Source organism: Halobacillus sp. B23F22_5, assembly GCF_043497085.1.
GTDB lineage: Bacteria > Bacillota > Bacilli > Bacillales > Halobacillaceae > Thalassobacillus.
Map to the genome: position 1 here is coordinate 36988 of NZ_JBIEKI010000011.1, position 21239 is coordinate 58226.

25 protein-coding genes are annotated in these 21239 nt (G+C 41.5%); 6 read left to right on the forward strand and 19 right to left on the reverse strand.

The genetic code is table 11. The features are described from left to right. Positions 1–48: 48 nt before the first annotated feature. Complete coding sequence (dat, locus tag ACGTN9_RS14180; protein ID WP_499593847.1) at positions 49–942, reverse strand: D-amino-acid transaminase; 894 nt, start codon at positions 940–942, stop codon at positions 49–51. A 76-nt stretch (positions 943–1018) separates the two neighbouring features. Then, positions 1019–1759, reverse strand: coding sequence for a UMP kinase (gene pyrH / locus ACGTN9_RS14185; RefSeq protein WP_499593849.1), 741 nt, complete (start codon positions 1757–1759; stop codon positions 1019–1021). A gap of 467 nt (positions 1760–2226) precedes the next feature. On the opposite strand from pyrH, the gene ACGTN9_RS14190 reads away from it, so the two are divergent. After that, complete coding sequence (locus ACGTN9_RS14190) at positions 2227–3489, forward strand: helix-turn-helix domain-containing protein (protein WP_499593851.1); 1263 nt, start codon at positions 2227–2229, stop codon at positions 3487–3489. 13 nt (positions 3490–3502) lie between these two features. Continuing rightward, positions 3503–3643: a hypothetical protein gene (locus tag ACGTN9_RS14195; RefSeq protein WP_499593853.1), complete on the forward strand. Its 141-nt coding sequence runs from the start codon at positions 3503–3505 to the stop codon at positions 3641–3643. A gap of 202 nt (positions 3644–3845) precedes the next feature. Here the strand turns inward: ACGTN9_RS14195 and ACGTN9_RS14200 are convergent, their stop codons facing one another. From ACGTN9_RS14200 to ACGTN9_RS14215, 4 genes are all read right to left on the reverse strand, one after another. Then, complete coding sequence (locus tag ACGTN9_RS14200; protein WP_499593996.1) at positions 3846–5192, reverse strand: TrkH family potassium uptake protein; 1347 nt, start codon at positions 5190–5192, stop codon at positions 3846–3848. A 152-nt stretch (positions 5193–5344) separates the two neighbouring features. After that, positions 5345–5722 carry a fluoride efflux transporter CrcB gene (gene crcB, locus ACGTN9_RS14205; protein WP_499593855.1) on the reverse strand — a complete coding sequence of 126 codons (378 nt, stop codon included), beginning with the start codon at positions 5720–5722 and terminating at the stop codon, positions 5345–5347. 13 nt (positions 5723–5735) lie between these two features. Continuing rightward, positions 5736–6119, reverse strand: a complete 384-nt coding sequence (locus tag ACGTN9_RS14210; protein ID WP_499593857.1) for a fluoride efflux transporter FluC — start codon at positions 6117–6119, stop codon at positions 5736–5738. 103 nt (positions 6120–6222) lie between these two features. After that, positions 6223–7641, reverse strand: a complete 1419-nt coding sequence (locus tag ACGTN9_RS14215; protein WP_499593859.1) for a SpoVR family protein — start codon at positions 7639–7641, stop codon at positions 6223–6225. A 146-nt stretch (positions 7642–7787) separates the two neighbouring features. Between ACGTN9_RS14215 and ACGTN9_RS14220 the strand changes: the two genes are divergently transcribed. Then, positions 7788–8447: an ArsR/SmtB family transcription factor gene (locus tag ACGTN9_RS14220; protein ID WP_499593861.1), complete on the forward strand. Its 660-nt coding sequence runs from the start codon at positions 7788–7790 to the stop codon at positions 8445–8447. Positions 8448–8483: 36 nt separating this feature from the next. Next, positions 8484–9719, forward strand: coding sequence for an MFS transporter (locus tag ACGTN9_RS14225; RefSeq protein ID WP_499593863.1), 1236 nt, complete (start codon positions 8484–8486; stop codon positions 9717–9719). Between the two features lie 44 nt (positions 9720–9763). Here the strand turns inward: ACGTN9_RS14225 and trxB are convergent, their stop codons facing one another. The 8 genes from trxB to ACGTN9_RS14265 form a co-directional block, all read right to left on the reverse strand. Next, positions 9764–10720, reverse strand: a complete 957-nt coding sequence (gene trxB, locus ACGTN9_RS14230) for a thioredoxin-disulfide reductase (protein ID WP_499593865.1) — start codon at positions 10718–10720, stop codon at positions 9764–9766. A 206-nt stretch (positions 10721–10926) separates the two neighbouring features. Then, the gene (arsC, locus tag ACGTN9_RS14235) at positions 10927–11349 is read right to left on the reverse strand and encodes an arsenate reductase (thioredoxin) (RefSeq protein ID WP_499593867.1); all 423 of its coding nucleotides are present in this window, start codon (positions 11347–11349) and stop codon (positions 10927–10929) included. 24 nt (positions 11350–11373) lie between these two features. Continuing rightward, positions 11374–12669 (reverse strand): arsenic transporter, encoded by a 1296-nt coding sequence (locus ACGTN9_RS14240; protein WP_499593869.1) that lies wholly within the window; start codon positions 12667–12669, stop codon positions 11374–11376. A 15-nt stretch (positions 12670–12684) separates the two neighbouring features. Then, positions 12685–13029 carry an ArsR/SmtB family transcription factor gene (locus ACGTN9_RS14245; protein WP_499593871.1) on the reverse strand — a complete coding sequence of 115 codons (345 nt, stop codon included), beginning with the start codon at positions 13027–13029 and terminating at the stop codon, positions 12685–12687. Positions 13030–13125: 96 nt separating this feature from the next. After that, positions 13126–13284, reverse strand: coding sequence for a DUF1540 domain-containing protein (locus ACGTN9_RS14250; RefSeq protein WP_499593873.1), 159 nt, complete (start codon positions 13282–13284; stop codon positions 13126–13128). A gap of 108 nt (positions 13285–13392) precedes the next feature. Further along, on the reverse strand, positions 13393–14025 hold the full coding sequence (locus tag ACGTN9_RS14255) for a YhcN/YlaJ family sporulation lipoprotein (RefSeq protein WP_499593875.1): 633 nt from the start codon (positions 14023–14025) through the stop codon (positions 13393–13395). A 241-nt stretch (positions 14026–14266) separates the two neighbouring features. After that, positions 14267–14767, reverse strand: coding sequence for a hypothetical protein (locus tag ACGTN9_RS14260; RefSeq protein ID WP_499593877.1), 501 nt, complete (start codon positions 14765–14767; stop codon positions 14267–14269). 100 nt (positions 14768–14867) lie between these two features. Beyond that, the gene (locus tag ACGTN9_RS14265) at positions 14868–15050 is read right to left on the reverse strand and encodes an imidazoleglycerol-phosphate dehydratase (RefSeq protein WP_499593879.1); all 183 of its coding nucleotides are present in this window, start codon (positions 15048–15050) and stop codon (positions 14868–14870) included. A gap of 155 nt (positions 15051–15205) precedes the next feature. Here ACGTN9_RS14265 and ACGTN9_RS14270 point away from each other — a divergent pair, with 155 nt between their 5' ends. Then, entirely contained in the window at positions 15206–15439 is a 234-nt protein-coding gene (locus ACGTN9_RS14270; RefSeq protein WP_499593881.1) for a YhdB family protein, read from the forward strand. Positions 15440–15512: 73 nt separating this feature from the next. Here ACGTN9_RS14270 and ACGTN9_RS14275 read toward each other — a convergent pair whose 3' ends face one another. Together ACGTN9_RS14275 and ACGTN9_RS14280 are read right to left on the reverse strand one after the other, a co-directional pair. Continuing rightward, positions 15513–16238, reverse strand: coding sequence for an SDR family oxidoreductase (locus ACGTN9_RS14275; RefSeq protein WP_499593883.1), 726 nt, complete (start codon positions 16236–16238; stop codon positions 15513–15515). 15 nt (positions 16239–16253) lie between these two features. Next, a complete protein-coding gene (locus ACGTN9_RS14280) occupies positions 16254–17816 on the reverse strand; it encodes a GNAT family N-acetyltransferase (RefSeq protein WP_499593885.1) in 1563 nt (520 codons plus the stop codon). Positions 17817–17991: 175 nt separating this feature from the next. Between ACGTN9_RS14280 and ACGTN9_RS14285 the strand changes: the two genes are divergently transcribed. Next, positions 17992–18216: a DUF3892 domain-containing protein gene (locus ACGTN9_RS14285; RefSeq protein ID WP_499593887.1), complete on the forward strand. Its 225-nt coding sequence runs from the start codon at positions 17992–17994 to the stop codon at positions 18214–18216. A 32-nt stretch (positions 18217–18248) separates the two neighbouring features. Here ACGTN9_RS14285 and ACGTN9_RS14290 read toward each other — a convergent pair whose 3' ends face one another. From ACGTN9_RS14290 to ACGTN9_RS14300, 3 genes are read right to left on the reverse strand one after another with little or no spacing between them, the layout of a single operon-like run. Further along, positions 18249–18980: an ABC transporter ATP-binding protein gene (locus ACGTN9_RS14290; RefSeq protein ID WP_499593889.1), complete on the reverse strand. Its 732-nt coding sequence runs from the start codon at positions 18978–18980 to the stop codon at positions 18249–18251. Further along, positions 18977–20035, reverse strand: a complete 1059-nt coding sequence (locus ACGTN9_RS14295) for an ABC transporter permease (RefSeq protein WP_499593891.1) — start codon at positions 20033–20035, stop codon at positions 18977–18979. Before ACGTN9_RS14295 ends, ACGTN9_RS14290 begins: the two co-directional genes overlap by 4 nt. After that, on the reverse strand, positions 20019–21212 hold the full coding sequence (locus ACGTN9_RS14300) for an ABC transporter permease (RefSeq protein ID WP_499593893.1): 1194 nt from the start codon (positions 21210–21212) through the stop codon (positions 20019–20021). The genes ACGTN9_RS14295 and ACGTN9_RS14300 overlap by 17 nt, the downstream gene beginning before the upstream one ends. Positions 21213–21239 lie beyond the last annotated feature (27 nt).

Here is a 21239-nt window from a genome sequence, read left to right on the forward strand (position 1 = left end):
AGGCAAATTTCGCCTGTATCAATTATATCCTTGCAGTACATAAGTTTTTTAAGCGTTTTGCTTTTCCACACTTTCAAAAAGTGATTTTGCTGTAGGAATTCCAGCATCTTTCTCATAGGCATATTGAAGTTTTCTGGTAACCTCACCAGGTGAGCCGGTCGCTATTTTTTTACCATCGAAATGTGTGACTGGAGTTACCTCAGCCGTACTGCTCGTAATGAACATCTCGTCAGCATGCTGAATATCCTCGACACGAAATGCTTCTTCCACAAATGGTATGCCCAGATCATCACAGAACTGTTCCACCCTCATGCGGACACAGCCATGTAATATATTTTTCTTAGCGGGATGGGTATATATTTTCCCGTCTCGCACGAGGTAGGCATTGGATGAACTGCCTTCCGTTACGACTCCATCTTTATGAAGGATCGCTTCCATACAGCCGTTCTCTTTCGCTTCCTGTTTGGCAAGAACATTTGGAAGCAGATTCAAGCTCTTAATATAACACCAATCCCAACGGCGGTCTGGATGGGACAGGACTGATCCGCCATTCCACATGGCTGGCAAGTTCCTGGAAAACTCTTGTGCATAAGCATAAAAGTTAGGCTTTACATCCACAGGGAAGGCATGATCCCTGGCTGCAGAGCCTCTCGTTATTTGTAAATAGACCTTTGCGTCTTGATCAACCTGGTTTTTCTCTAACAACTGCTGCAGCAAACCTTTCAGTTCCTCTTTTGAGAAAGGCATCGTAATTTTTATTGCTTCCACAGAACGGAATAACCTATCGATATGCTCTTCCATTAAATAATAATTGCCATCGTAAACCCGGATTACTTCGTAAACACCATCACCGAACTGCAATCCTCTTTCTTCGAATGGATAATGCAATTCTTCATGATTCAAAAATTCTTTATCTGACAAAATGATCGGTTTGATTGCCATGAATGCTCTCTCCTTTACAGTCAATCACTATGTTACTAATATTCTTCCTATAAATCATCTTTTTTATTGGATAAAATTATGCGTCTTCTTTCAACATAGATGGATGGCTCGAAACAATGGTGCCGACATCCATCCCCGCACATAATTTTTTTATAATCTCAGGATAGTCAAAATTAAATATGTGGACAGGAAGCTTGTGGTCTCTCGCCAGTAGCAATGCGGTTTGGTCCATCACTTGAATGTTGTTGATCAGAATATCATCATAATTCAGGGACGTATACATTTTGGCGTGTTTATGTTTATTTGGATCTGCAGTGAACACGCCATCCACCCCTTGTTTCGCTACCAATATAGCATCACATTCCAATTCAACAGCACGCTGAACAGCCGGGTAATCTGTCGTCACAAACGGTTGACCATTTCCGCCCGCACAAATGATCAGGTATCCTTTATCCAAATGATGCATAGCTTTCAGGCGGATATATGGTTCAGCAACGGTCGAAATCGGTACCGAAGTCATCACTCTAACTTCCCTCTCCGTTTTGCTTTTTAATACCCCGCGTAACATGAGACTGTTGATCACAGTTCCCATCGTACCGATATTGTCAGCCTCTACCCGGTCGATTCCCCAGGCTTCCGCAGTCCTTCCACGGAAAATATTTCCGCCTCCGACTACGATGGCTACTTCAATCCCGGCTTCTACAAGAGATAATATTTCATTGGAGATATGTTCTAAATGCGCATGATCAAAATTTTCGTTATTGTCTCCACTAAGTGCGCCACCACTGATTTTGACTAAAACCCGACGGTATCTCATAACTTTTTTCCTCCTATCGGCCATTTGCAAACGTTCTCCTGCTAAAAATTTCAGCATAAAAAAAGAGAGCAAGGACGAATACGCCTATACTCTCACATCAAAAAGGAACGATTATCATCTACTGGCTCATGATCGGGATTTTCTCTAAGCTTTTCCATGGAAATCGCTCCTTACCTCTTCAGATTTGTTAAGTCATTATAGCATATTCAGAATTTTTGAAAAGGATAACTTTTTACCCATCATCATTTTGTGGTATTCCTAGATAAATAAACCTTGAAAAACATGTAATTCAGAAGTATGTAATAAGGAAAAAGCAACAATAAATAGGTATATTTACCTGTTTTTCATGATAGTATTCTCACAAAAACAGTAAGGCATATTTCCTTTTTTCTTCTTTTGGTATAATATGAAAATAATCAAGACTCACTGTCTGAGTCTTTGGAATAAACACACAATGGGGTCTGATTATGCACATCGGGAATCGCATTCAAATCATGAGAAATAACCGGAAGCTAACCTTAAAGCAAACCGCAGACACTATTACATCTTCCAGTTACCTGGCTAAAATAGAAGAGGGCAACTATCCTCCCAGGCCGCATGTGTTGCAAGCTTTAGAACGTAAATTCGAAGTTTGCCCGGGGTTTTTGACCAACTATGAACGACGGGATGAAGACGCAGAGTATATTCTACGCCTCCTTCTGTCCAATATTGTTCTGCACCCGGACAAGGCAAAAGAAGTGATCGATGTAATCGAAGAGAATTACTTCGAATACCTATCGCCGATTAACCTGGAAGCCACTTATTTATGTTTGAAATGTGCTTATTACTACAAGATCAATGATACTAAAAAAGCCATAGACCTATACGAAAACTTCATCATTCACTATATTGATGAAACAGAATTGCGCTCTTATCCGAAACTGGTAAGAGAAAGCTTCAATTATATGATGGCGCTGAAAATGTTCTCAGAAAATATGATCAAAGAAAGCACTTACTACATGGAGATGTTCGTGGATTCAGTCGAGCAGGGACCTATGAAGGCGGCTGTCATATACAATATCGCTTTATTATACGGAAAGCTCGAGTTACATAGTAAGGCTATACAGTTTGGCCTAAAAGCCAAGTTCATGTTTGAATACACGAAGAAATATGAAATTTTACTATGTAAAACCAATAACTTGTTGGCAGCTCAACATATGGAAACTGGACAATATGAAGAAGCATTGCAATATTTAAAACAAGCTTTAATTACTGCAACTAAGTATGAATATACAGATTTGCTAACACTTATTTATCATAATAAAGGATTAACTTATTTGGATTTAGAAAAGTATCCTGAAGCTGAGGAATTCTTACAAAAATCAATAGAAACTGATCTGGTAGAAGGACGAACTCCTTTGTGGAGTGCTTATCGGGCTTTAATCGATTTATATATCATTAATGAAGACAAAGAAAAAGGCCTCCAGTTATATCAAGCTTTACATGAAAATAAATTAACTAATCAAAATCCATCTTACATCACTATTTTATTTACAGACTTTATCTTAAAATTTTTAAATACCGAAGAATACTTAACAGATTTAGATGCAGCAATGAAGTACTATGAGAAACAAAGCGAAAACGAGTATCTTTATCAGGCATACCGTTCTCTTGGAAACTATCATTTCCAGGAGGCGAATTATAAATGTTCAAGCATCTATTACCAGAAGGCTTTACAAATAATGGAGTAAAGGAGTGAAACAAATGAAAAAAATCACTAAAATTTTGGGTGTGCTAGCTTTGGCAGCAGTTTTTGCATTAGGCTTTGGTAGTGACAACACAACTGACCTTGCTGGAGAAAAACCAGCTGTTGGCGGTCTTAACTCTATCGAAGTTACTGAATAAACTACAAAAAGGAACAGTTGGTTAATCACCAACTGTTCCTTTTTTTATACTGCTTTATTCCTTATGAAACTTTTCCTCGGCAACCCGTTTTACCCTCTCCACAAACTGAGTCACCACTTTTTCACTTGCGAATACCATAAAAATTTTCACAAACCATTTAAGCGGCAGTATAACGGAAGTTTGTATGAGCCTCATCGGGGCATCAACCAATAATGACTCGTTCTTTTGGATAGTGATAATGTTCTTTGACTTCTTTTCCTCTTATGATAAATAACAAAGAGAAAATCCCGATTCTTCCGATAAACATCAGAATCATGATTACTGTTTTACCGCCGGTACTTAGCTCAGGAGTGATTCCCATAGAAAGTCCAGTCGTTCCAAAAGCTGAGGATACCTCAAAAATTATTTCCGTCAATGTAAAAGAATCTTCAGTCATGGCCATAGTGATGACCGCGAAAGCACAAATCAGTGAGGCGGTCATAATGACAATATAGGAACGTATCACATCATTTTGTTCAATTTCTCTGTCAAATATTTTAATCGTCGACTTCCCTCTTGCAAATACATATAGACTCAATACAGCAATCGCAAATGTTGTGGTACGGACCCCACCACCTACACTACTGGGAGAAGCACCAATAAACATTAACATGGAAACACCTAATAATGTGCCAGTGGTAAATTCACTGACATCCATGGTAGCCAGCCCCCCATTTCTAGTGGTAACCGATTGGAACAATGAATAAAACAAACTTTCATGCCAGGACTTATCAGCCAGAAAATTACCCTGTTCAAAGATCAATAGAAAAAGTGTTCCAGCTAATACTAACAAGAAAAAGGTAGATGTAGTCAGCTTGGTGTAAAGTGAAAATCGATAATTGTCCCCTTTATAGGTCAGAAACTCTTTAACTTCGATTAACACCGGAAATCCGATTGCTCCAAGAATCAGTAATACAATATTTAAAAACTGTACAAAATAGTCATCCGCGAATGGTACAAGAGAACTGCCGGTTATATCAAACCCTGCATTCGTCGTGGCACTCACAGCCGCAAATGCTCCCTGTATATAGGCTTCCTGCCAGGTAGGGAAATACTGCAAAAAATAAGTACCTAACACCAGAAATCCGATAAACTCAATAACTAAAATCAGACCTAATATTTGTTTCATTAACTGTACCAAACCTGATAAAGTCGATTGATTCTGGTCTGTCATAATCAATTGTCTTTCCCGTAGACCGATACGTTTACCAAATAGCAGCCAAACGAAGGTACCCAGTGTCATAATTCCAATGCCTCCGAACTGGAGGACGAACATTAAGATAAAATAACCGGGAACGCTGAACGTATCCGCTGTGGAAACTACCGTAAGACCAGTAACACTGATGGCACTGACAGCAGTAAACAACGTATCAACAAATGTCAAATCTACCCCTGGCCGATGGGTGAATGGCAAACTAAGTAATAATGTAGCAATGATAACAGCTGATATATAATATAAAACGATCAGTTGCGCAGATGTAAAGCGATGTATCCGATCGAGACTTTTCATTTTATGATGTTTTAATTTCATAGCTACTCACGGCTTTCCTAAGAAATTGATTACGACATTAAAACGGGCTATTATTGCCATACATCATACAATAATGAACAATTTTTATTTTAGCAAGAAAAAGTTAATAGGGTTAATGTAAATAATCCCCATTATCTCCCTGCATATAAACCCACTACAAAAGCTGTAATACTGCCAAGGACAGATATACTAAGATAGATGCCAGCTTTGCTGTAATATTGCTTCTGTATCAGCTGGACTAATTCTACACTAAACGTAGAAAATGTTGTAAAGGCCCCGAAAAAACCTATTCCCACAGATAAGAAAAGCGGATCTTGATAAGCACCGTGAGGAATAGCACCATAAAACAAACCAAAAAACAGGCCAAGACCGAAGGAACCAAGGATATTCACAGAGAGCATAGCAAACGGGATTGGCGGATCTGCAAACCGCTTCATGATTATCAAACCAAGCAGGTACCTGGCCATCGCCCCCAACGCACCACCTATAGCTACTAAAATAACATTCATCTTTCATTCCACCTTATTTTCCAGTACTTCCACTCCATTTTGCTCCTAGCATTAATCCACCAAAAGCAAGGATTGTACCTCCGAATATTGAAACGACTAAATAAATCATCGACGCTGTGAAGGATACCTGGCTGTTGAGGGATATCGTATCAGCTGCCAGTGTGGACATCGTTGTAAACCCGCCGCAAAACCCGACTCCGATTCCCGCACTCACCCATTCCCTCGGCTTTCTATGTAATACCCATCCGGTAAACAACCCAAGCAGCATACTGCCAATAAGATTTTCTATGACCGTACCTATAGGGAGTCCGGTTGATAGGGTCTGAAGATTAATTACATAACGACAGAGCGTCCCTAATGCCCCTCCAAATCCGATTGCCAGCAGTTTTTTGTACATCAAAGCTCCCCCCTCCTTGGACTTATATTCATTTAGTATACCTTATTTCGTTGCTCATCAAAAAAGCCCTGACGGAATAGAACCGTCAGGACCTTCTATTTTATTATAAAAACTTCTTCTGCACCTTTTTGCCACTGTAACTGAACAACACTTCTTTATTTTCGACAACCGTTTCCATATGAACAGGGCGCCCCCATAGCTGATGGATATAAGGCAGTGTTCGTTCCAAATATTCCAGATCGAGCTCGACATCTTCATAATGATGCTTCAGGTACAGTTCGCCGTTTTTCAAGAAATCGCCATCGTTCACAGTGATGTATGGGAACCCGCCATTTACACGCATCGTTACAAGCTGATCTCGCACCGCTTCATAGTCTTTATCGGAAATCTTATAGTCCTTCCCTTGCTTTTGGAAAAGATACAAATCTTCATTTCGGCACAAATCTTTGGTTAAATAATTTCGGATAAAAGAGATATCTGACTCAATTTCCCTAACTTCAAACATCTTTTCCCGTCCTGATCCTGGTTCGACTCCGCGCTTTTTCATCTCTTCCGTCGGATTATCATAACGTTCTTCTATATCTTCGAAGATTTTCAAGCCCAGATAATAAGGATTGATTTGCGTTCTTGATGGCTGAACGACACCTGCATTAAGTTTTGCAAACTCCACCGATTCACCACTTGTGAGGTCCATTTCCCGCAGGATACGAGCGTGCCAGTAACTAGCCCAGCCTTCGTTCATGATCTTCGTTTCCAACTGTGGCCAGAAGTACAGCATTTCCTGGCGCATCATTGTCAGAATATCGCGCTGCCAGGGTTCCAGTTCACGGCTGTACTGTTCGATAAATAATAGTAAATCTTTTTCGGGTCTTGGTGGAAACTTCTTTTTCTTTTTGGTTGTATTTTCTTCTTTTGGCTCATCGCCAAGTTTCCATAAATCATCATAAGGTGTCGGTCTTGGTGCCGGTTCTTCCTCCTCCTCTTCCTCGACATCCTGCCACGTCCATTCTAATTTAGGACGCACAAGCGAAGGATCGATATGCTCCTGGATTGCTAAGATGGCATTCAGGAAATCCTCTACCTCCTGCTTGCCATATTTATGCTCGTAAGCAGAAATACGTTCAGCAGTCGCAGACATGCTTTCTACCATATCACGGTTCGTATTTTGAAACCGCACGTTGTTTTTAAAAAAGTCACAGTGAGCAAGCACATGGGCCACAATCAGTTTATTTTGAATCAGGCTGTTAGAATTCAACAAAAATGCATAACATGGATTGGAATTGATAACCAGCTCATAAATCTTGCTTAGCCCTAAGTCATATTGCAGTTTCATTTTATGATACTGCTTTCCAAAGCTCCAGTGGGAAAAACGTGTCGGCATGCCGTAAGCACCAAATGTATAGATGATATCAGCGGGACAAATTTCATAACGCATCGGGTAAAAATCCAGCCCAAACCCTTCTGCGATTTCAGTAATTTCGCTAATTGCTTTATTCAGCTGCTGTTGCTGCTCAGATCTCAATTAGTTCTCCCCCTTATTGATTATTACTCTAATGTATGAGTTTTTCAGGAGAATGATGAGCAAGGAATAAACTTTACACATTTACAAAAGATAAGGCTGCATGATACTATTCAACTAAATGGTTGAATAGTTAGGAGGTGCTTCCTTTGGATGCCAGATCATTTAAAGACGCCGTATATAGCGATTTCGCACGGGTGGGGAAAGTCTTATCAAGTCCGAAACGATTTGAATTGTTAGATTTACTTTCGCAATCTCCCAAATCTGTAGAAACTTTGGCACATGAAAGTAATATGTCCATGGCTAATACGTCTAAACATTTACAAGCACTACTCGACGCCCACCTGGTTGATTATCAAAAAAATAAGAACTATGTCATTTACCAGTTAGCCAATCCAAAGGTGGTAAATTTATTATTTTCAATGAAATCAATTGCCGAGGACCAAATTAGCGAAATAAATCACTTACGCGAAAAATTTATTGTAAGAGGAGATCAATTAGAAACGATTGAGCTGGAGGATTGGTTTAACCTTAAGGCAGGTGACAGTCACGTTCTGATTGATGTTAGGCCACAATCAGAGTTTCTAACTGGACATATAGAAGGAGCGATATCGATTCCTGTTGAGGAATTGTATGATCATTTAAATAAGTTACCGAAGGATAAAGAAGTCATCGCCTACTGCCGCGGTCCTTATTGTGTATATGCCACAGAAGCGGTCAAGTTTCTTAAAGAACAAGGCTATCAAGCAGCCCGCTTGGAAGCAGGTGTCCATGAATGGAATCACTACCAGGCGAATCAAAATCATTAACGGAAGCAGCATGCTATCTTTTTGAGGTGAGTAGATATGGAAGGGTCATTAAATAAAATACAAGTCGGTGTAAAAGAAAATATTATACAATTTTCCTTACTCGTTCTAATCAACTTTTTTGTCGGTTCGATGGTTGGACTGGAACGGACAATACTGCCGATAATCGGTGAAGAACAATTCGGTCTGGCCTCCACGAGTGCCGCTCTTTCTTTTATTGTAAGTTTCGGTTTTTCTAAAGCAATCGTCAATTTCTTTGCAGGAGATCTGGCCGATCGGATTGGGAGAAAACACGTCCTCCTCCTTGGATGGGCTATCGGTTTATCGGTACCCTTGCTTGTGATTTTTGCTCAAGCCTGGTGGGTCATCGTGTTTGCCAACGTTCTCTTGGGAATTAACCAGTCATTAACCTGGTCGATGACGGTAAATATGAAAGTTGACCTGGCTAAGCCAACACAGCGCGGATTGGCGGTCGGTTTCAATGAATTCGCCGGGTATATAGGTGTTGCTTTGATGGCAGCAGCTTCAGGATATGTAGCTTCCAGCTATTCCTTAACTCCAGAACCTTTTTATATCGGCATCGTTATCGTTATTATCGGTTTCATTCTATCTCTATTTGCAAAGAATACAGATAAACATTTAAAGGTCCAGGCTAAAAGTGAAAAGCAACAAATGACGGACGCTCTCTCTACAAAAGAAGTATTCAGCCGTACGAGCTGGAAAAATAAAAACCTGGCAAGCAGCAGTTTTGCAGGTCTCACTACTAACTTGAAAGACGGGATGGCGTGGGGTTTATTTCCGATATTCTTCGCTTCTGGCGGTTTGTCTGTCGGTCAAATCGGAACCGTCGTCGCCGTGTACCCTGCAGCCTGGGGATTCTTCCAGCTATTCACTGGCGTGTTAAGTGACCGAATCGGACGTAAATGGCTGATAACAACTGGGATGTGGCTGCAAGCTTTGTCCCTTTGGCTCATATTGATGGTCAATAGCTACCCTTTATGGTTGTTGGGTGCGCTCCTATTAGGGATTGGCACAGCGATGGTATATCCGACAATCATGGCATCGATCAGTGATGTCGCCCACCCGGATTGGCGGGCTACTTCGATGGGGGTTTATCGTTTTTGGCGGGACAGCGGCTATGCTTTCGGAGCATTATTAGCCGGCCTCATCGCCGATATGCTCGGTGTCAGCTGGTCTATCGCTCTGGTTGCATTGATGCCATTCCTGGCAGGCCTCATAACTGCTTTCCGCATGGACGAAACATTAGAAAAATAATTCCTGAAAAAAGCGTGCAGATTTGATCTGCACGCTTTTAGTTATTACGATGATAAGTTTTGACTCCAGTCGATCGTCACTTCACCTTCCAGATACTTCTCGGCGTCCATAGCTGCCATACAGCCTGTTCCTGCAGCCGTAATCGCCTGGCGATATTTATTGTCCTGCACATCACCACAAGCGAACAAGCCAGGGATATTGGTATTTGTCGTGCCAGGAGTCACCTGGATATAGCCGTTTTCATCTGTATCGACTTGCCCCTTTAAAAATTCTGTGTTCGGATTATGACCAATAGCAATGAAAATGCCATCCGCTTCAATAATTTCCTCTTCACCTGAATCGTTATCCTTCACTTTAAGACCGGAAACTTTCATACCGTCTGAAAGGACTTCGATCGGCGTTTTATTAAGGCTCCAGGTGATTTTTTGATTGTTCTTCGCACGGTCCTGCATGATTTTTGAAGCTCGCAATTCGTGACGACGATGCACGATGTTCACTTCACTTGCAAATTTGGTCAGGAAATTAGATTCTTCCATTGCGGAATCACCGCCACCGACAATCAACACTTTTTTATCCCGGAAAAAGAATCCATCACAGGTTGCACAGGTACTGACACCTTTCCCCATGTTTTCTTTCTCCCCCGGGATGCCGAGCATTTTCGCTGAAGCGCCTGTAGAAACAATCAGAGAGTCTGCTTCGAGCTCACCAAGACCATCTACGGAAACCTTGAATGGTCGGTTTGATGTATCGACATCTGTCACCCAGCCCCGTTCAAATGTCGCACCGAAACGCTGGGCTTGTTTTTTCATATTATCCATCAGTTCCGGTCCCATAATGCCATCAGGAAATCCAGGGTAGTTTTCCACTTCTGTTGTCAATGTCAATTGTCCACCTGGTTCCGGACCTTCAATGACAAGTGGTTCCATGTTTGCTCTTGCTAAATAGACAGCGGCCGTCAAACCGGACGGACCCGTTCCTAAAATAATCGCTTTATGAGCCATTTTTGTTATTCCTCCTAACAGTTCATTGGTTAGTAGATAGTATGCCCAAAAGTTGTAAGCTTTTGCTTGTGTTGCATATTTCCTTCCATTATACCTATTAACCAAGCTGGGATTTTTCCAAACATATTATCCAAATGACTAATAAACTGGATGTGCTTCCTTCTAAAAAACCGGGGCACAAAACCCCGGTTCACGTGTTAGTTATTCTATTCTCCATGTTCTGCAAAGCGTTTGATACGCGCTTCTATTTCATCACGTACGCGCTGGAACACGGCCCATTTTTCTTCGTCTGTACCTTCCGCTTTGGCAGGGTCATCAAAGCCCCAGTGATAGCGAGTCACATGCGGAGGAGTCACCGGACACTTATCGTTGGCATCTCCGCATAATGTAATCGCGTATGCTGCGTTATTCAAAATTTCAGGATCGATGATATCGGAAGTATGATTGCTGATATCGATTCCCACTTCCTTCATCGCTTTCACCGCATTTGGGTTCAATCCGTGCGCTTCAATCCCTGCTGATAATACTTCATACTCATCGCCAAGATACTTTTTACCAAACCCATCTGCCATTTGGCTGCGGCAAGAGTTTCCTGTACATAAGAAATAAATGACTGGTTTTTTAGACATGATGTTTCTCCTTTATTATTGAATTTAAATGAACAACAACCATAGATATAGACCGACTAACGTAATGAATAGCGTCGGTATCGTCAAAATGATCCCTACCTTGAAATAGTACCCCCAGGAGATTTTTACTCCTTTAAGGGAAAGTACGTGAAGCCACAATAACGTGGCGAGTGAACCGATCGGGGTAATTTTTGGTCCCAGGTCAGAACCGATGACATTGGCATATATCAATGCTTCACGAATGGTACCGGTCGTATTCGTGTCGGCAATCGCTAGTGCATCAATCATGACAGTCGGCATATTGTTCATGATCGAAGACAGGATAGCAGCGATGAATCCCATCGAAATAGTTGCCGCGAACAGGCCAGTATCTGCAGTCGCCTGAATGACATTAGCCAGGACATCAGTAAGACCGACATTACGAAGTCCATAAACCACGACATACATCCCGATTGAAAAGAAAACGATCGCCCATGGCGCCCCTTTGATGACTTTCGCTGTTTCTACTGCAGGACTTCTTCGTGCCATGACCAGGAAGAAGATAGCGACGATCACGGCAATGATAGAAACTGGAATCCCAATGAACTCACTGGCAAAATAACCGACCAGTAAGACCGCTAATACTCCCCAGGAGAGCCGGAACATTTTATGATCCTTGATAGCCTCCACTGGTTTTTTCAACTGATTCATATCGTAATCTTCAGGAATATCTTTTCTGAAAAATAAGTACAGTACAAGAATACTTGCTCCTAATGAGAAAAAGTTAGGGACAATCATACGTGATGCATATTCAGCAAATCCGATGTCAAAGAAATCTGCTGATACGATATTCACCAGGTTGCTGACGACTAATGGCAACGAAGTCGTATCCGCAATGAACCCACTTGCCATGATAAAAGGCAGGATCATCGTTTCTTTAAAGTTCAAATTACGCACCATTGCGAGGACAATCGGTGTCAATATCAACGCTGCACCATCATTCGCAAATAGTGCTGCGACGATCGCTCCAAGCAATGTCACGTAGACAAACATCCGAATTCCTTTACCTTTCGCAATCCGTGCCATATGAAGCGCCGACCATTCAAAAAAGCCGATTTCGTCTAAAATCAAAGATATAATAATGATAGCGATAAAAGCTAACGTTGCATTCCAGACAATCCCCGTCACAGTTACCACATCGTTAAAGTCAACGACACCTGCAAGCAACGCAAGAATTGCTCCACCGATCGCTGTCCATCCGATGCCTAAACCTTTCGGCTGCCAGATAACAAGGATCAGTGTAATGATGAATATGATGGTTGCTAATAATACGGAAGCCAAAGACAATTCCTCCTATTAATTACATTGAATCCGTTTGCCTGATTTCTCCAATGCTTCTAATTTTTCAGTTTGATCTGGTATATGCTCAAGTACCTCTGCCACTAATGGATAAATATCATTCGTGTCATTCAATTTATAAAAGATCCAGTGGCCCCTTCTTTCTTCTTTTACTAACCCTGCATCCCGAAGTTTACGAAGATGTTGACTGATTGCCGGCTGACTCATCTGTAAAACCTCGACAAATTCACACACACAACATTCATTCGCATGCAAAAGGCCAATAATCGTCAGTCGTGTTTTATCTCCAAGCAGTTTCAACACAGTTGCCGCACGCTCTATCTCTACAATTGTTTTTTCCATTCGTCCACCTCCACATAAATAATCTTATAAGTATATGCTTATATATGCAATAGTAAATTTAAAATAAACAGCGCCCAATTTTGGACGCTGTATCGTTTAGTGGTGGTTCGGCTCAAACGTTTTACAGTCTGTTTCTTTACTGTCTTCAGCAGTACTTCCTGCATGGCTCACTACGTATATTTCCGATGCGCCACACCGGTTTCCTTCTTTATAATATACACAGTTATTCACTTCACATAATACATCCTGGGCCAATATAGTCACCTCCCCTATTTATTATTTTGTGCTTTTTTCGTCAGAATTCACCCAAAATTTTTTACCATAAAATTAACCAGGCTGTTTCAAGCAACAGCCTGGTTGTTGTTATTCTGCATCAGGAAAGATACGATCAACCATTTCTCCAAATTGGCGGAAGAAACCTTCTACTGGCTCTCCTTTGTCAACATCATTAGCATAGTTCGTAGTCAAATCGACAAAGTCAGGGTTTGCAGAAACATACACATTATCGATATCTTCATTTTGGTTCTTGACAATATCGGCGATTTTCTTTTTCATTTTATCACTGACGTCTCCATCTTCATTTCTTCCTACGTCCATACCATTATTATCATTCCCATTATCACGTACACCATTAGCATTGTTCATTTGATTGCCTAAATCATTGTTATTACCGGTATTATCTCCTTTATCTTTACCATCCATGACCACTGCGACATAAGCATTATTGCGTGTTGTCAATACATTGGCACGATCGACGCCTTCTACTTGATCTGTTATGGTCTTTGCTGCCTGGTCGGCCACTTTATAATTCGTATTACGTGTATTATTGTTATTGCGATCATCACCGTCGGCCATCTCGTCTACATCTCTTTCAAACCCTACATTTTCCGGACCATTAAGGTTGTCGTTATTTTGCGCTCCTTCTTCTGGATCCGCCTGGCAGGCTACCAAAGCTGTTGTCGCAAGAAAACTGAGAGCAATTGTTTTTATTTTCATTTTTTACACTTCCTCCTTCTTTATGGTTAGAATGTAATCATTGTCGTTGATTATCCTTCCAAGAAAGAGGAGGTTTATGCACAGGAAGAGTTAAATTACCAAGAATAAAATATCAAAATTCCCTTTTAAAAAATCTGGCTTGTTGCAAAGTACTTAATGGCGAAAACCTTAGTATTTTTTAACAAAGTTAATCTTCCTTAAAGTACAAAAAAAGATGAAGGCAAAAAGCCTTCATCTGAAGTTAAGATGTCAGTGCCCACCACATATTCAAGAAAATCATATATACGGTCAACAGCGCATTCACAAACATAAAAACAGGTGGCACTATCTTATATACACTGGCTATTCTTGTGTAAGCTAATCGAATGAATACAATGGAAGCGATAAAGAAAATATAATATGTAATAAATAAAATCCAATAATAACTCATCGGTTCACTGAGCCCGATTTCATAGCCGATAGCAAATATCAGCCATACACTCAAAAAAGATACATTAGCAATCGAAAACCATTGTTGTTCTCCAGATAAATATAAAATACCAAAAATTGCAGCAGCTATTGCCAGAACCCCAATAATTTCAGTCAAAATGACCATTACACGCAAGGCAGTATCTGTCCCGGCTACTGTAAAGGTAAATAACATAAAGAGACCGAATGCAGCTATGCTCCATACGTTCGATAAAAATAATTGTTCTTTTCTATCCGTCCCAATGAGTAGTTGTTTTGCTCTTTCCATTTCCATGACTGACACCACTCCTCTCCAACATAATCAAAAATGATTATACCATATTTTTCTTTATGTAAAGAAGGGTGCTCCGGAGAAAATACCGGAGCATCCATCATTACTTATTATGAGTCTTTTTTGCTTTCGGACCTTTTTTGGAACGGTATTCTTTCCCTTTATTCTGGTCGCCGGAAGTGATTTCTTTTCCGAATTCTTCATTCATTTTTCCACCAGGCAATTTTCCTGTTCGTCGCGGTGAATTTTGGTTCTTACTTCCTTTGCTGCCGTTATGACTTGTCATAGAAGTGCTCCTTTCAATGGATTACCCTTATTTTCTGTCGATAAACCTGTTTCATTCCGTCAAGTGTTGACATTTTTAGTACCAATCTACAGGAAGACTTAAACGTTCGACGGACATAATAAAAGTAACCCTTCGCTTTAGAAAGGGGCGACACCATGTATAGCACTGACTATGATAAAGCGTTGTACTATACGCTCTGGGGACAATGGGATGACTTGTTGATTTTGATGGTGCGGACACAGGATCAATTTTTATCCAAGAAAATTGAAGTCTTCCTGCACGCTTTCCATTATCCCTCGACCGAGCAGCAAGTGCTTGAATCCCATGAAAGTTTACTTTCTTATATCGATCATGCCATGGCTACCACAGCTCCGGCTATGATGGTTTAAAAAAAGCAGCCGCTTTGGCTGCTTTTTCAACTTTTTACATTTAATACATACTATGGCTAACGGCAGCCAATACTTATGGCCTTGGATAGGTTTGCGTCAGTGGATGCAAATGAAGTTCATCGATCAGCATATGTTTAGGAACGCCTGCCATATAAACGATCGATTCCGCGATATCTTCAACCTTCAGCCATTCTTCTTTTTCTGGAAGCCCTTGTTTACTGTTGGCAAAGTATGTGTCGACCATGCCTGGGTTGATTGTTCCGACCCGGATGCCATGTTCACGAACTTCCTGAGCGACTGCGCCCATAAAGCCTTGAACGGCATATTTTGTAGACGTATAAAGTGACCCTGCTTCTGGAATCGTATACCTGGATACATCCGATGCTACAGTGATGATGGTGCCGAATTGATTTTTCTTCATGATTGGCAGAACCGCTTTTGTAGCAAGGAACACACCCTGAACATTGATGGCGAATGTTTTATTCCATTCTTCCACGGTGACATCTTCAACCTTTTTGAATGCCCCGATCCCTGCATTATTTATCAGAATATCAACTTTCCCATAAGCTTTCTTCGTAGCTTCAACTACACGTTCTACATCATTTTCTTTGCTGATATCAGCGATAAAAGATTGCACGTTCAAATAACCTTCCTGCTTCAGCTCTTCCGCTGTTTCATGGATGTCCTGCGAGCTTCCGAGTATCGCGAGTTTCACATCTTTCGCGGCTAATTGACGAGCGACTTCTTTTCCGATTCCACGGGAAGCCCCGGTAATAATCGCGACTTGGTCTTTCAACATTTTAATCTTCCTTTCTTACGTTCGTTCTGGTTTGACAATGGTGTCCAATTTATAATCCAGTTCAAATAAATCTCTTCTCCGATCATGCAATTGACGGACCGTCCCTGATTTACGCTGACGTCTTAAGATCTCAAGATCGACATCGCCGACAACAACTGTTTCGACATTGGCGTTACATTCACCCACGATCCCGTCTCTTGCGAACTCAAAATCAGACGGGGTGAAAATGCCGGACTGGGCATATTGGATATCCATGTTTTCCACCTGAGTGAGGTTGCCGACCGTACCAGCAATGACGGTATAAACCTGGTTCTCAACAGCACGAGCCTGGGCACAATAGCGTACACGCAGATACCCCTGGCGGTCATCAGTACAAAATGGTACGAAGATAATATTCGCCCCCTTATCGACGGCATAGCGGGCAAGCTCTGGGAATTGGATGTCATAGCAGACCTGGATTGCGATTTTACCGCAATCGGTATCGAATACTTTGACAGCATCTCCAGGCTGGATGCCCCACCATTTTCGCTCGTTCGGGGTGACATGGATCTTATATTGCTTTTCTATCGTACCATCTCTGCGGAACAAATAGGAAATGTTATAAATGTGGTCGTCCTCTTCCACAAAATGAGATCCACCGATAACATTGACGTTGTATTTCACTGCCAGATGGGTAAACAACTCAATATAGTCTTCCGTGAATTCTGATAATCTGCGCACAGCTTTTGAGGGAATTTTTTCTTCCAGAAATGACATAAGCTGTGTCGTGAAAATTTCAGGAAAAACAGCAAAATCCGAGCCAAAGTCAGCTGCCACATCCACGTAGTATTCACACTGTCTTGCAAATTCTTCAAACGAATCAATATTCTTCATCATGTATTGAATGACCATAATACGGACAGGATAGCTTGTCTTGAAATGACGTTTTGTCCTGGCCTTGTAATCGACATTGTTCCATTCCATCAACGTCGCGTACTTCGAGGACTGAGTATCATCCGGCAGGTAATTCGGATTAATTCGCATAATGGTAAATCCGTTCATTACCTGGAACGTCAAGACCGGATCGTAGATATTTTTGTTTAGAACCTCCTCCACATACTCCCTGGGTGTCAGCTCATGTTCATATTTATGATAGTTGGGGATACGACCGCCGATAATGATACTTTTCAAATTCAATTGACGAGCCAATTCTTTCCGTGCCTCATAGAGACGGCGGCCGATTTTCATCCCGCGAAAATCCGGATGAACCATCACTTCTATCCCGTATAAATTGTATCCTTCATCATCATGATTGGTAATATAGCCTTCATCCGTGATGTCGTCCCAGGTATGCTTATCATCATATTCATCAAAATTGACAATCAAGCTGGAACAACTTCCGATGATGTCTCCATCATATTCGACAACAAACTGTCCTTCCGGGAAATGCCGCAAATGACTTTCCAGGTGGTCGCGCTTCCATGGTTCCATGTTTGGAAAACAGATGGTTTGTAATTTTAAAATAGCTTCAATATCTTTATCCTGGAGATTCCTGACCGCCAGTTTTTTCTCAAATTGAGATAAATCAAGTTTGGACATGCAATTTTATCCTTTCCTGGAATCGTTTTTTCCTAAATATAGCTTATTAAAAAAATGATTCACTTGTCTAGTTTTACCCATTTCCAGGACTTTCTTAACCGCCTCTTAAAATGTACATTTTTTACCTAATAAAATTAATAAAAATGTACAAGCTATGGATAAGGAGGCGATCTAAATGGCTGAACAAGTAGTGGCAGTTAGAAAAAATGGTGACGGAGATATCATTGAGTTGAAACTGTCTTCCGGCCAGGTTGTCGATTATAAGCAAGCCCAGCAGATGGCTGATAACGGAGAAATTGAGCATGTAAATACCTTCAAAGGCAGAGACGGAGATAAGCATTTACGCAGTGATGCAGATGGTGACCCTACAAATAATCTCGATAATTTACCAACTTTTTAAATACCAAAAAGAGCCTGACCGAAATCAGGCTCTTATTTGTGTACCACGATTTTCTTGGCGGCATAGATGATATTGGCAAGCTCCCTGCTATAATCGTTTATCGGTAAATCCTTTAACTCCTCCTTTACCCCGTCAAAAACGATATTTCCTTCATCCATCAGTAACAGACGCTTGCTCAACTGCTCCAGCTCATACCAATCGTGGCTGATATAAATCATCGTCATACCTGAATCATTAAGCCTTTTCAGCCAATCGATGATTTCGACTTTGGCAGCCATATCAATACCTGCAGTCGGCTCATCCAGCAGGCAGATTTCCGGTTTGTGCAACAATCCGATACATAAATGCAGCTTCCTCTTCCAGCCGCCGGATAAATCATCGGAACGCTGCTCCATTACCTCATGCAACCGTAATACTTCCATCATCTTCTTCACATGTGCCTCGTCAATAGCTTGAGCACTCAGCTTACGCCAGGCGTTGATTTGTTCCTTAACCTTTAAGCCTTCGAACAAGGAGATTTCCTGAGGTATATATCCGATACGTTTGCGGATTCTTTTAACCTGTGTGGAGTAAGGTTTCTCCTCAAAAAACAGTCCCCCGCCAGTCGGCTTTTCAATCGTTGCCAGCAATTTCAAGAAGGTTGTTTTTCCTGCACCATTGGGACCGGTAATTCCTACCGATTCTCCAGCAGTAATATGCCATGATAGTTCATGCAGAATCAGCTTCTGTTTATAATGTTTTTCAAGTGCTTCTGTACGGATCACATCAATCCCTCCATCCAACTGTGATCAAACAACCAACCGTGCGGGAGCCATTTTCCAACCCTGAAACCTTCCAGGCTTTCTAAAGGAATGCCTCCTAAGAGAAATGATGCCAGGATAATACTCGCACTGATACTAAAAAATAACCTGGAGCTTCTCATTGTAATTGCCATCACGAACAAAAATGCATGAACAATGCTTATGCTTACAAACATTTGCAGCATCCAGGGTTTCAGTAAACTCCAAGTTACATGAAAAACAGGAACCATCAGTGCAAAGACAAACAAAGTGACACTGATCAATAAGGCGAACTGAACCAGGAACCAGGCTCCATAATAATAATAAACATGACCGGTGCTCAATCTTATCCGTTCCAATAAACCTGTATTTTTGTCCTTGAACCACTGATGATATAAGTAAGCAGCTACCCCCATTACATATAAAAGCAAAAAGGAAATCATTCCTTGTACCGATAAAGGGAGGGCAGCACCATTCTGTTTTTTCATTCCTGTTATCCACTTGAATTCCATTTGAAACAGAGGTTCAGGTACCCAGTAACTATCTGCTTGTTTGAACGTTTCTTCCCAGGTTTCATCTCCTGATCGAACAGCAACAAATTCAGCCGCTTTACTGTTTAGCATCAACCTGACCGCTTCTGAAGCAACCTTTTCTTTCGCAAAAGCATCAAGGGTAGATGCTTCTGTTCGGAGCCATCTGATGATTTCATCAATTTCTCCGGTTTTTAGTTGTTCCTCAAAACCAGATTCAATAAGAAACGCAGCCTCTACTTCCCCTGTTTGTAATTGTCTTCTTGCATCTTCCTGGTTAAGAGCTTTTATGTTGAGGCGTTGATTTTCTTGTAGTCGATCATAGACCAGCTGAGAAAACTCCGAGTTATCCTGATCCACCCATGCTATAGGGATTTGAGTCCCCGATACAGCGACGGAGAGGATAGGATAAAGACCTATTACAATCACCAGGGGGAATAAAAATAGAAACAGCAGGCTTTTCCACCGTAGCATCATCCGAAAAAATTGCAGTCTAAGCTGGATAGCCATCATGCTTCTCCACCTTCTGATTGATAAGTCTGCCTGCTACAAACAATGCCAGACCGAATGCAGCAGGTAGGACCAGGAAGCCAAACGATGGCTGCTGCAGGCCTTGATAAATATGGGTCCAGGGTAAAAATGCAGTAATCTCACTAAGCCACTTAGGCAGATAGCTGGCAGGAATTAAACTACCGCTTGCCATCAGTAACGGAAGCGACAGAATGACATACCATAAAGCCACTTGTCCTTTCCTGTTGTTAAAAGCAAGGAACAAGGCTGCCAATGCTGCCTGAAGAAACGCATGAGTCAGCAACAGCAAATGAAAATCCCATCCTTGAAGCGTATCCTGATCATAGATGCCATATGCCAAAAAGAAAATTTCATTGGCAATAAATAAGAAAAGAGTATACAAGATAACCTGTGTGATATGGATGTGGCTTCTTCCTATGTTCATGGTACGTAAACGATCACCGACACCCCTATGTAAAATCGACTGCCTTGAAGCGATGAACAAGCTCAACGCCAGCCACGCACCAAGCATCCAAACAGCCATGACTGCATGCCTTTCCCAGCCAATCACAGACCCACGCTTCAACGTATTTGTATCAAATAAGTCATTTCGGTCGAGTGCCTCCAGGGTGAATGTAACGATCACCTGCTGTAATAACTGCTGTCGGTCACTGGAGTGATCCAGTGGTTTGATAACAGAATCGTACACCGCGTTTACTCCACTTTGCGCGGCAGAAATGTAGCTTGCAGCACTGTCCAGTAATAATCGCAGGACACCTGATTCGAGAGGCTGCTGGTCATCCAGCCAGACTTCGATCGGTGTATTAGTACCGTTTCGCAAATCAGCAGTAAACCCTTCTGGAATGATGACAGCACCTGTCCCATTTCCGGCCCTCAATTCCTGTTCAGCTTCGGTTTTTCCCATCTCTTCAAAATCCAGCTGTTGTGCCAGTGTTTCATCATCCTGGAGCTGATTGATCAATGACTTCGTTTCAAAAGTCTGATCCTCGTCGACTATCGAAACAACAATGTTTTCATTATCTTCTTTTACAAACCCGCTCAAAGCATAGCCAAGGAATCCCAGCAATAGAAAAGGTCCAAGTAAACAAACAAAAAGAAGGAGCGGCCGTCTGGCAGCCGCTCTGATTTCCAGTAATAGCAGCGAGATGCTATGCACAACCGATCCTCCTATCTTTCCTATGCG

Coding starts and splice junctions, on each gene's coding strand:
- trxB (WP_499593865.1), bottom strand. CDS start 10,720: ATGGCTCATAAAGCGATTATTTTAGGAACGGGTCCGTCCGGTTTGACG.
- ACGTN9_RS14270 (WP_499593881.1), top strand. CDS start 15,206: ATGTATAGCACTGACTATGATAAAGCGTTGTACTATACGCTCTGGGGA.
- dat (WP_499593847.1), bottom strand. CDS start 942: ATGGCAATCAAACCGATCATTTTGTCAGATAAAGAATTTTTGAATCAT.
- ACGTN9_RS14200 (WP_499593996.1), bottom strand. CDS start 5,192: ATGAAAAGTCTCGATCGGATACATCGCTTTACATCTGCGCAACTGATC.
- arsC (WP_499593867.1), bottom strand. CDS start 11,349: ATGTCTAAAAAACCAGTCATTTATTTCTTATGTACAGGAAACTCTTGC.
- ACGTN9_RS14195 (WP_499593853.1), top strand. CDS start 3,503: ATGAAAAAAATCACTAAAATTTTGGGTGTGCTAGCTTTGGCAGCAGTT.
- ACGTN9_RS14265 (WP_499593879.1), bottom strand. CDS start 15,050: ATGACAAGTCATAACGGCAGCAAAGGAAGTAAGAACCAAAATTCACCG.
- ACGTN9_RS14285 (WP_499593887.1), top strand. CDS start 17,992: ATGGCTGAACAAGTAGTGGCAGTTAGAAAAAATGGTGACGGAGATATC.
- ACGTN9_RS14260 (WP_499593877.1), bottom strand. CDS start 14,767: ATGGAAATGGAAAGAGCAAAACAACTACTCATTGGGACGGATAGAAAA.
- ACGTN9_RS14225 (WP_499593863.1), top strand. CDS start 8,484: ATGGAAGGGTCATTAAATAAAATACAAGTCGGTGTAAAAGAAAATATT.
- ACGTN9_RS14255 (WP_499593875.1), bottom strand. CDS start 14,025: ATGAAAATAAAAACAATTGCTCTCAGTTTTCTTGCGACAACAGCTTTG.
- ACGTN9_RS14275 (WP_499593883.1), bottom strand. CDS start 16,238: ATGTTGAAAGACCAAGTCGCGATTATTACCGGGGCTTCCCGTGGAATC.
- pyrH (WP_499593849.1), bottom strand. CDS start 1,759: ATGAGATACCGTCGGGTTTTAGTCAAAATCAGTGGTGGCGCACTTAGT.
- ACGTN9_RS14295 (WP_499593891.1), bottom strand. CDS start 20,035: ATGGCTATCCAGCTTAGACTGCAATTTTTTCGGATGATGCTACGGTGG.
- ACGTN9_RS14245 (WP_499593871.1), bottom strand. CDS start 13,029: ATGGAAAAAACAATTGTAGAGATAGAGCGTGCGGCAACTGTGTTGAAA.
- crcB (WP_499593855.1), bottom strand. CDS start 5,722: ATGAATGTTATTTTAGTAGCTATAGGTGGTGCGTTGGGGGCGATGGCC.
- ACGTN9_RS14190 (WP_499593851.1), top strand. CDS start 2,227: ATGCACATCGGGAATCGCATTCAAATCATGAGAAATAACCGGAAGCTA.
- ACGTN9_RS14280 (WP_499593885.1), bottom strand. CDS start 17,816: ATGTCCAAACTTGATTTATCTCAATTTGAGAAAAAACTGGCGGTCAGG.
- ACGTN9_RS14210 (WP_499593857.1), bottom strand. CDS start 6,119: ATGTACAAAAAACTGCTGGCAATCGGATTTGGAGGGGCATTAGGGACG.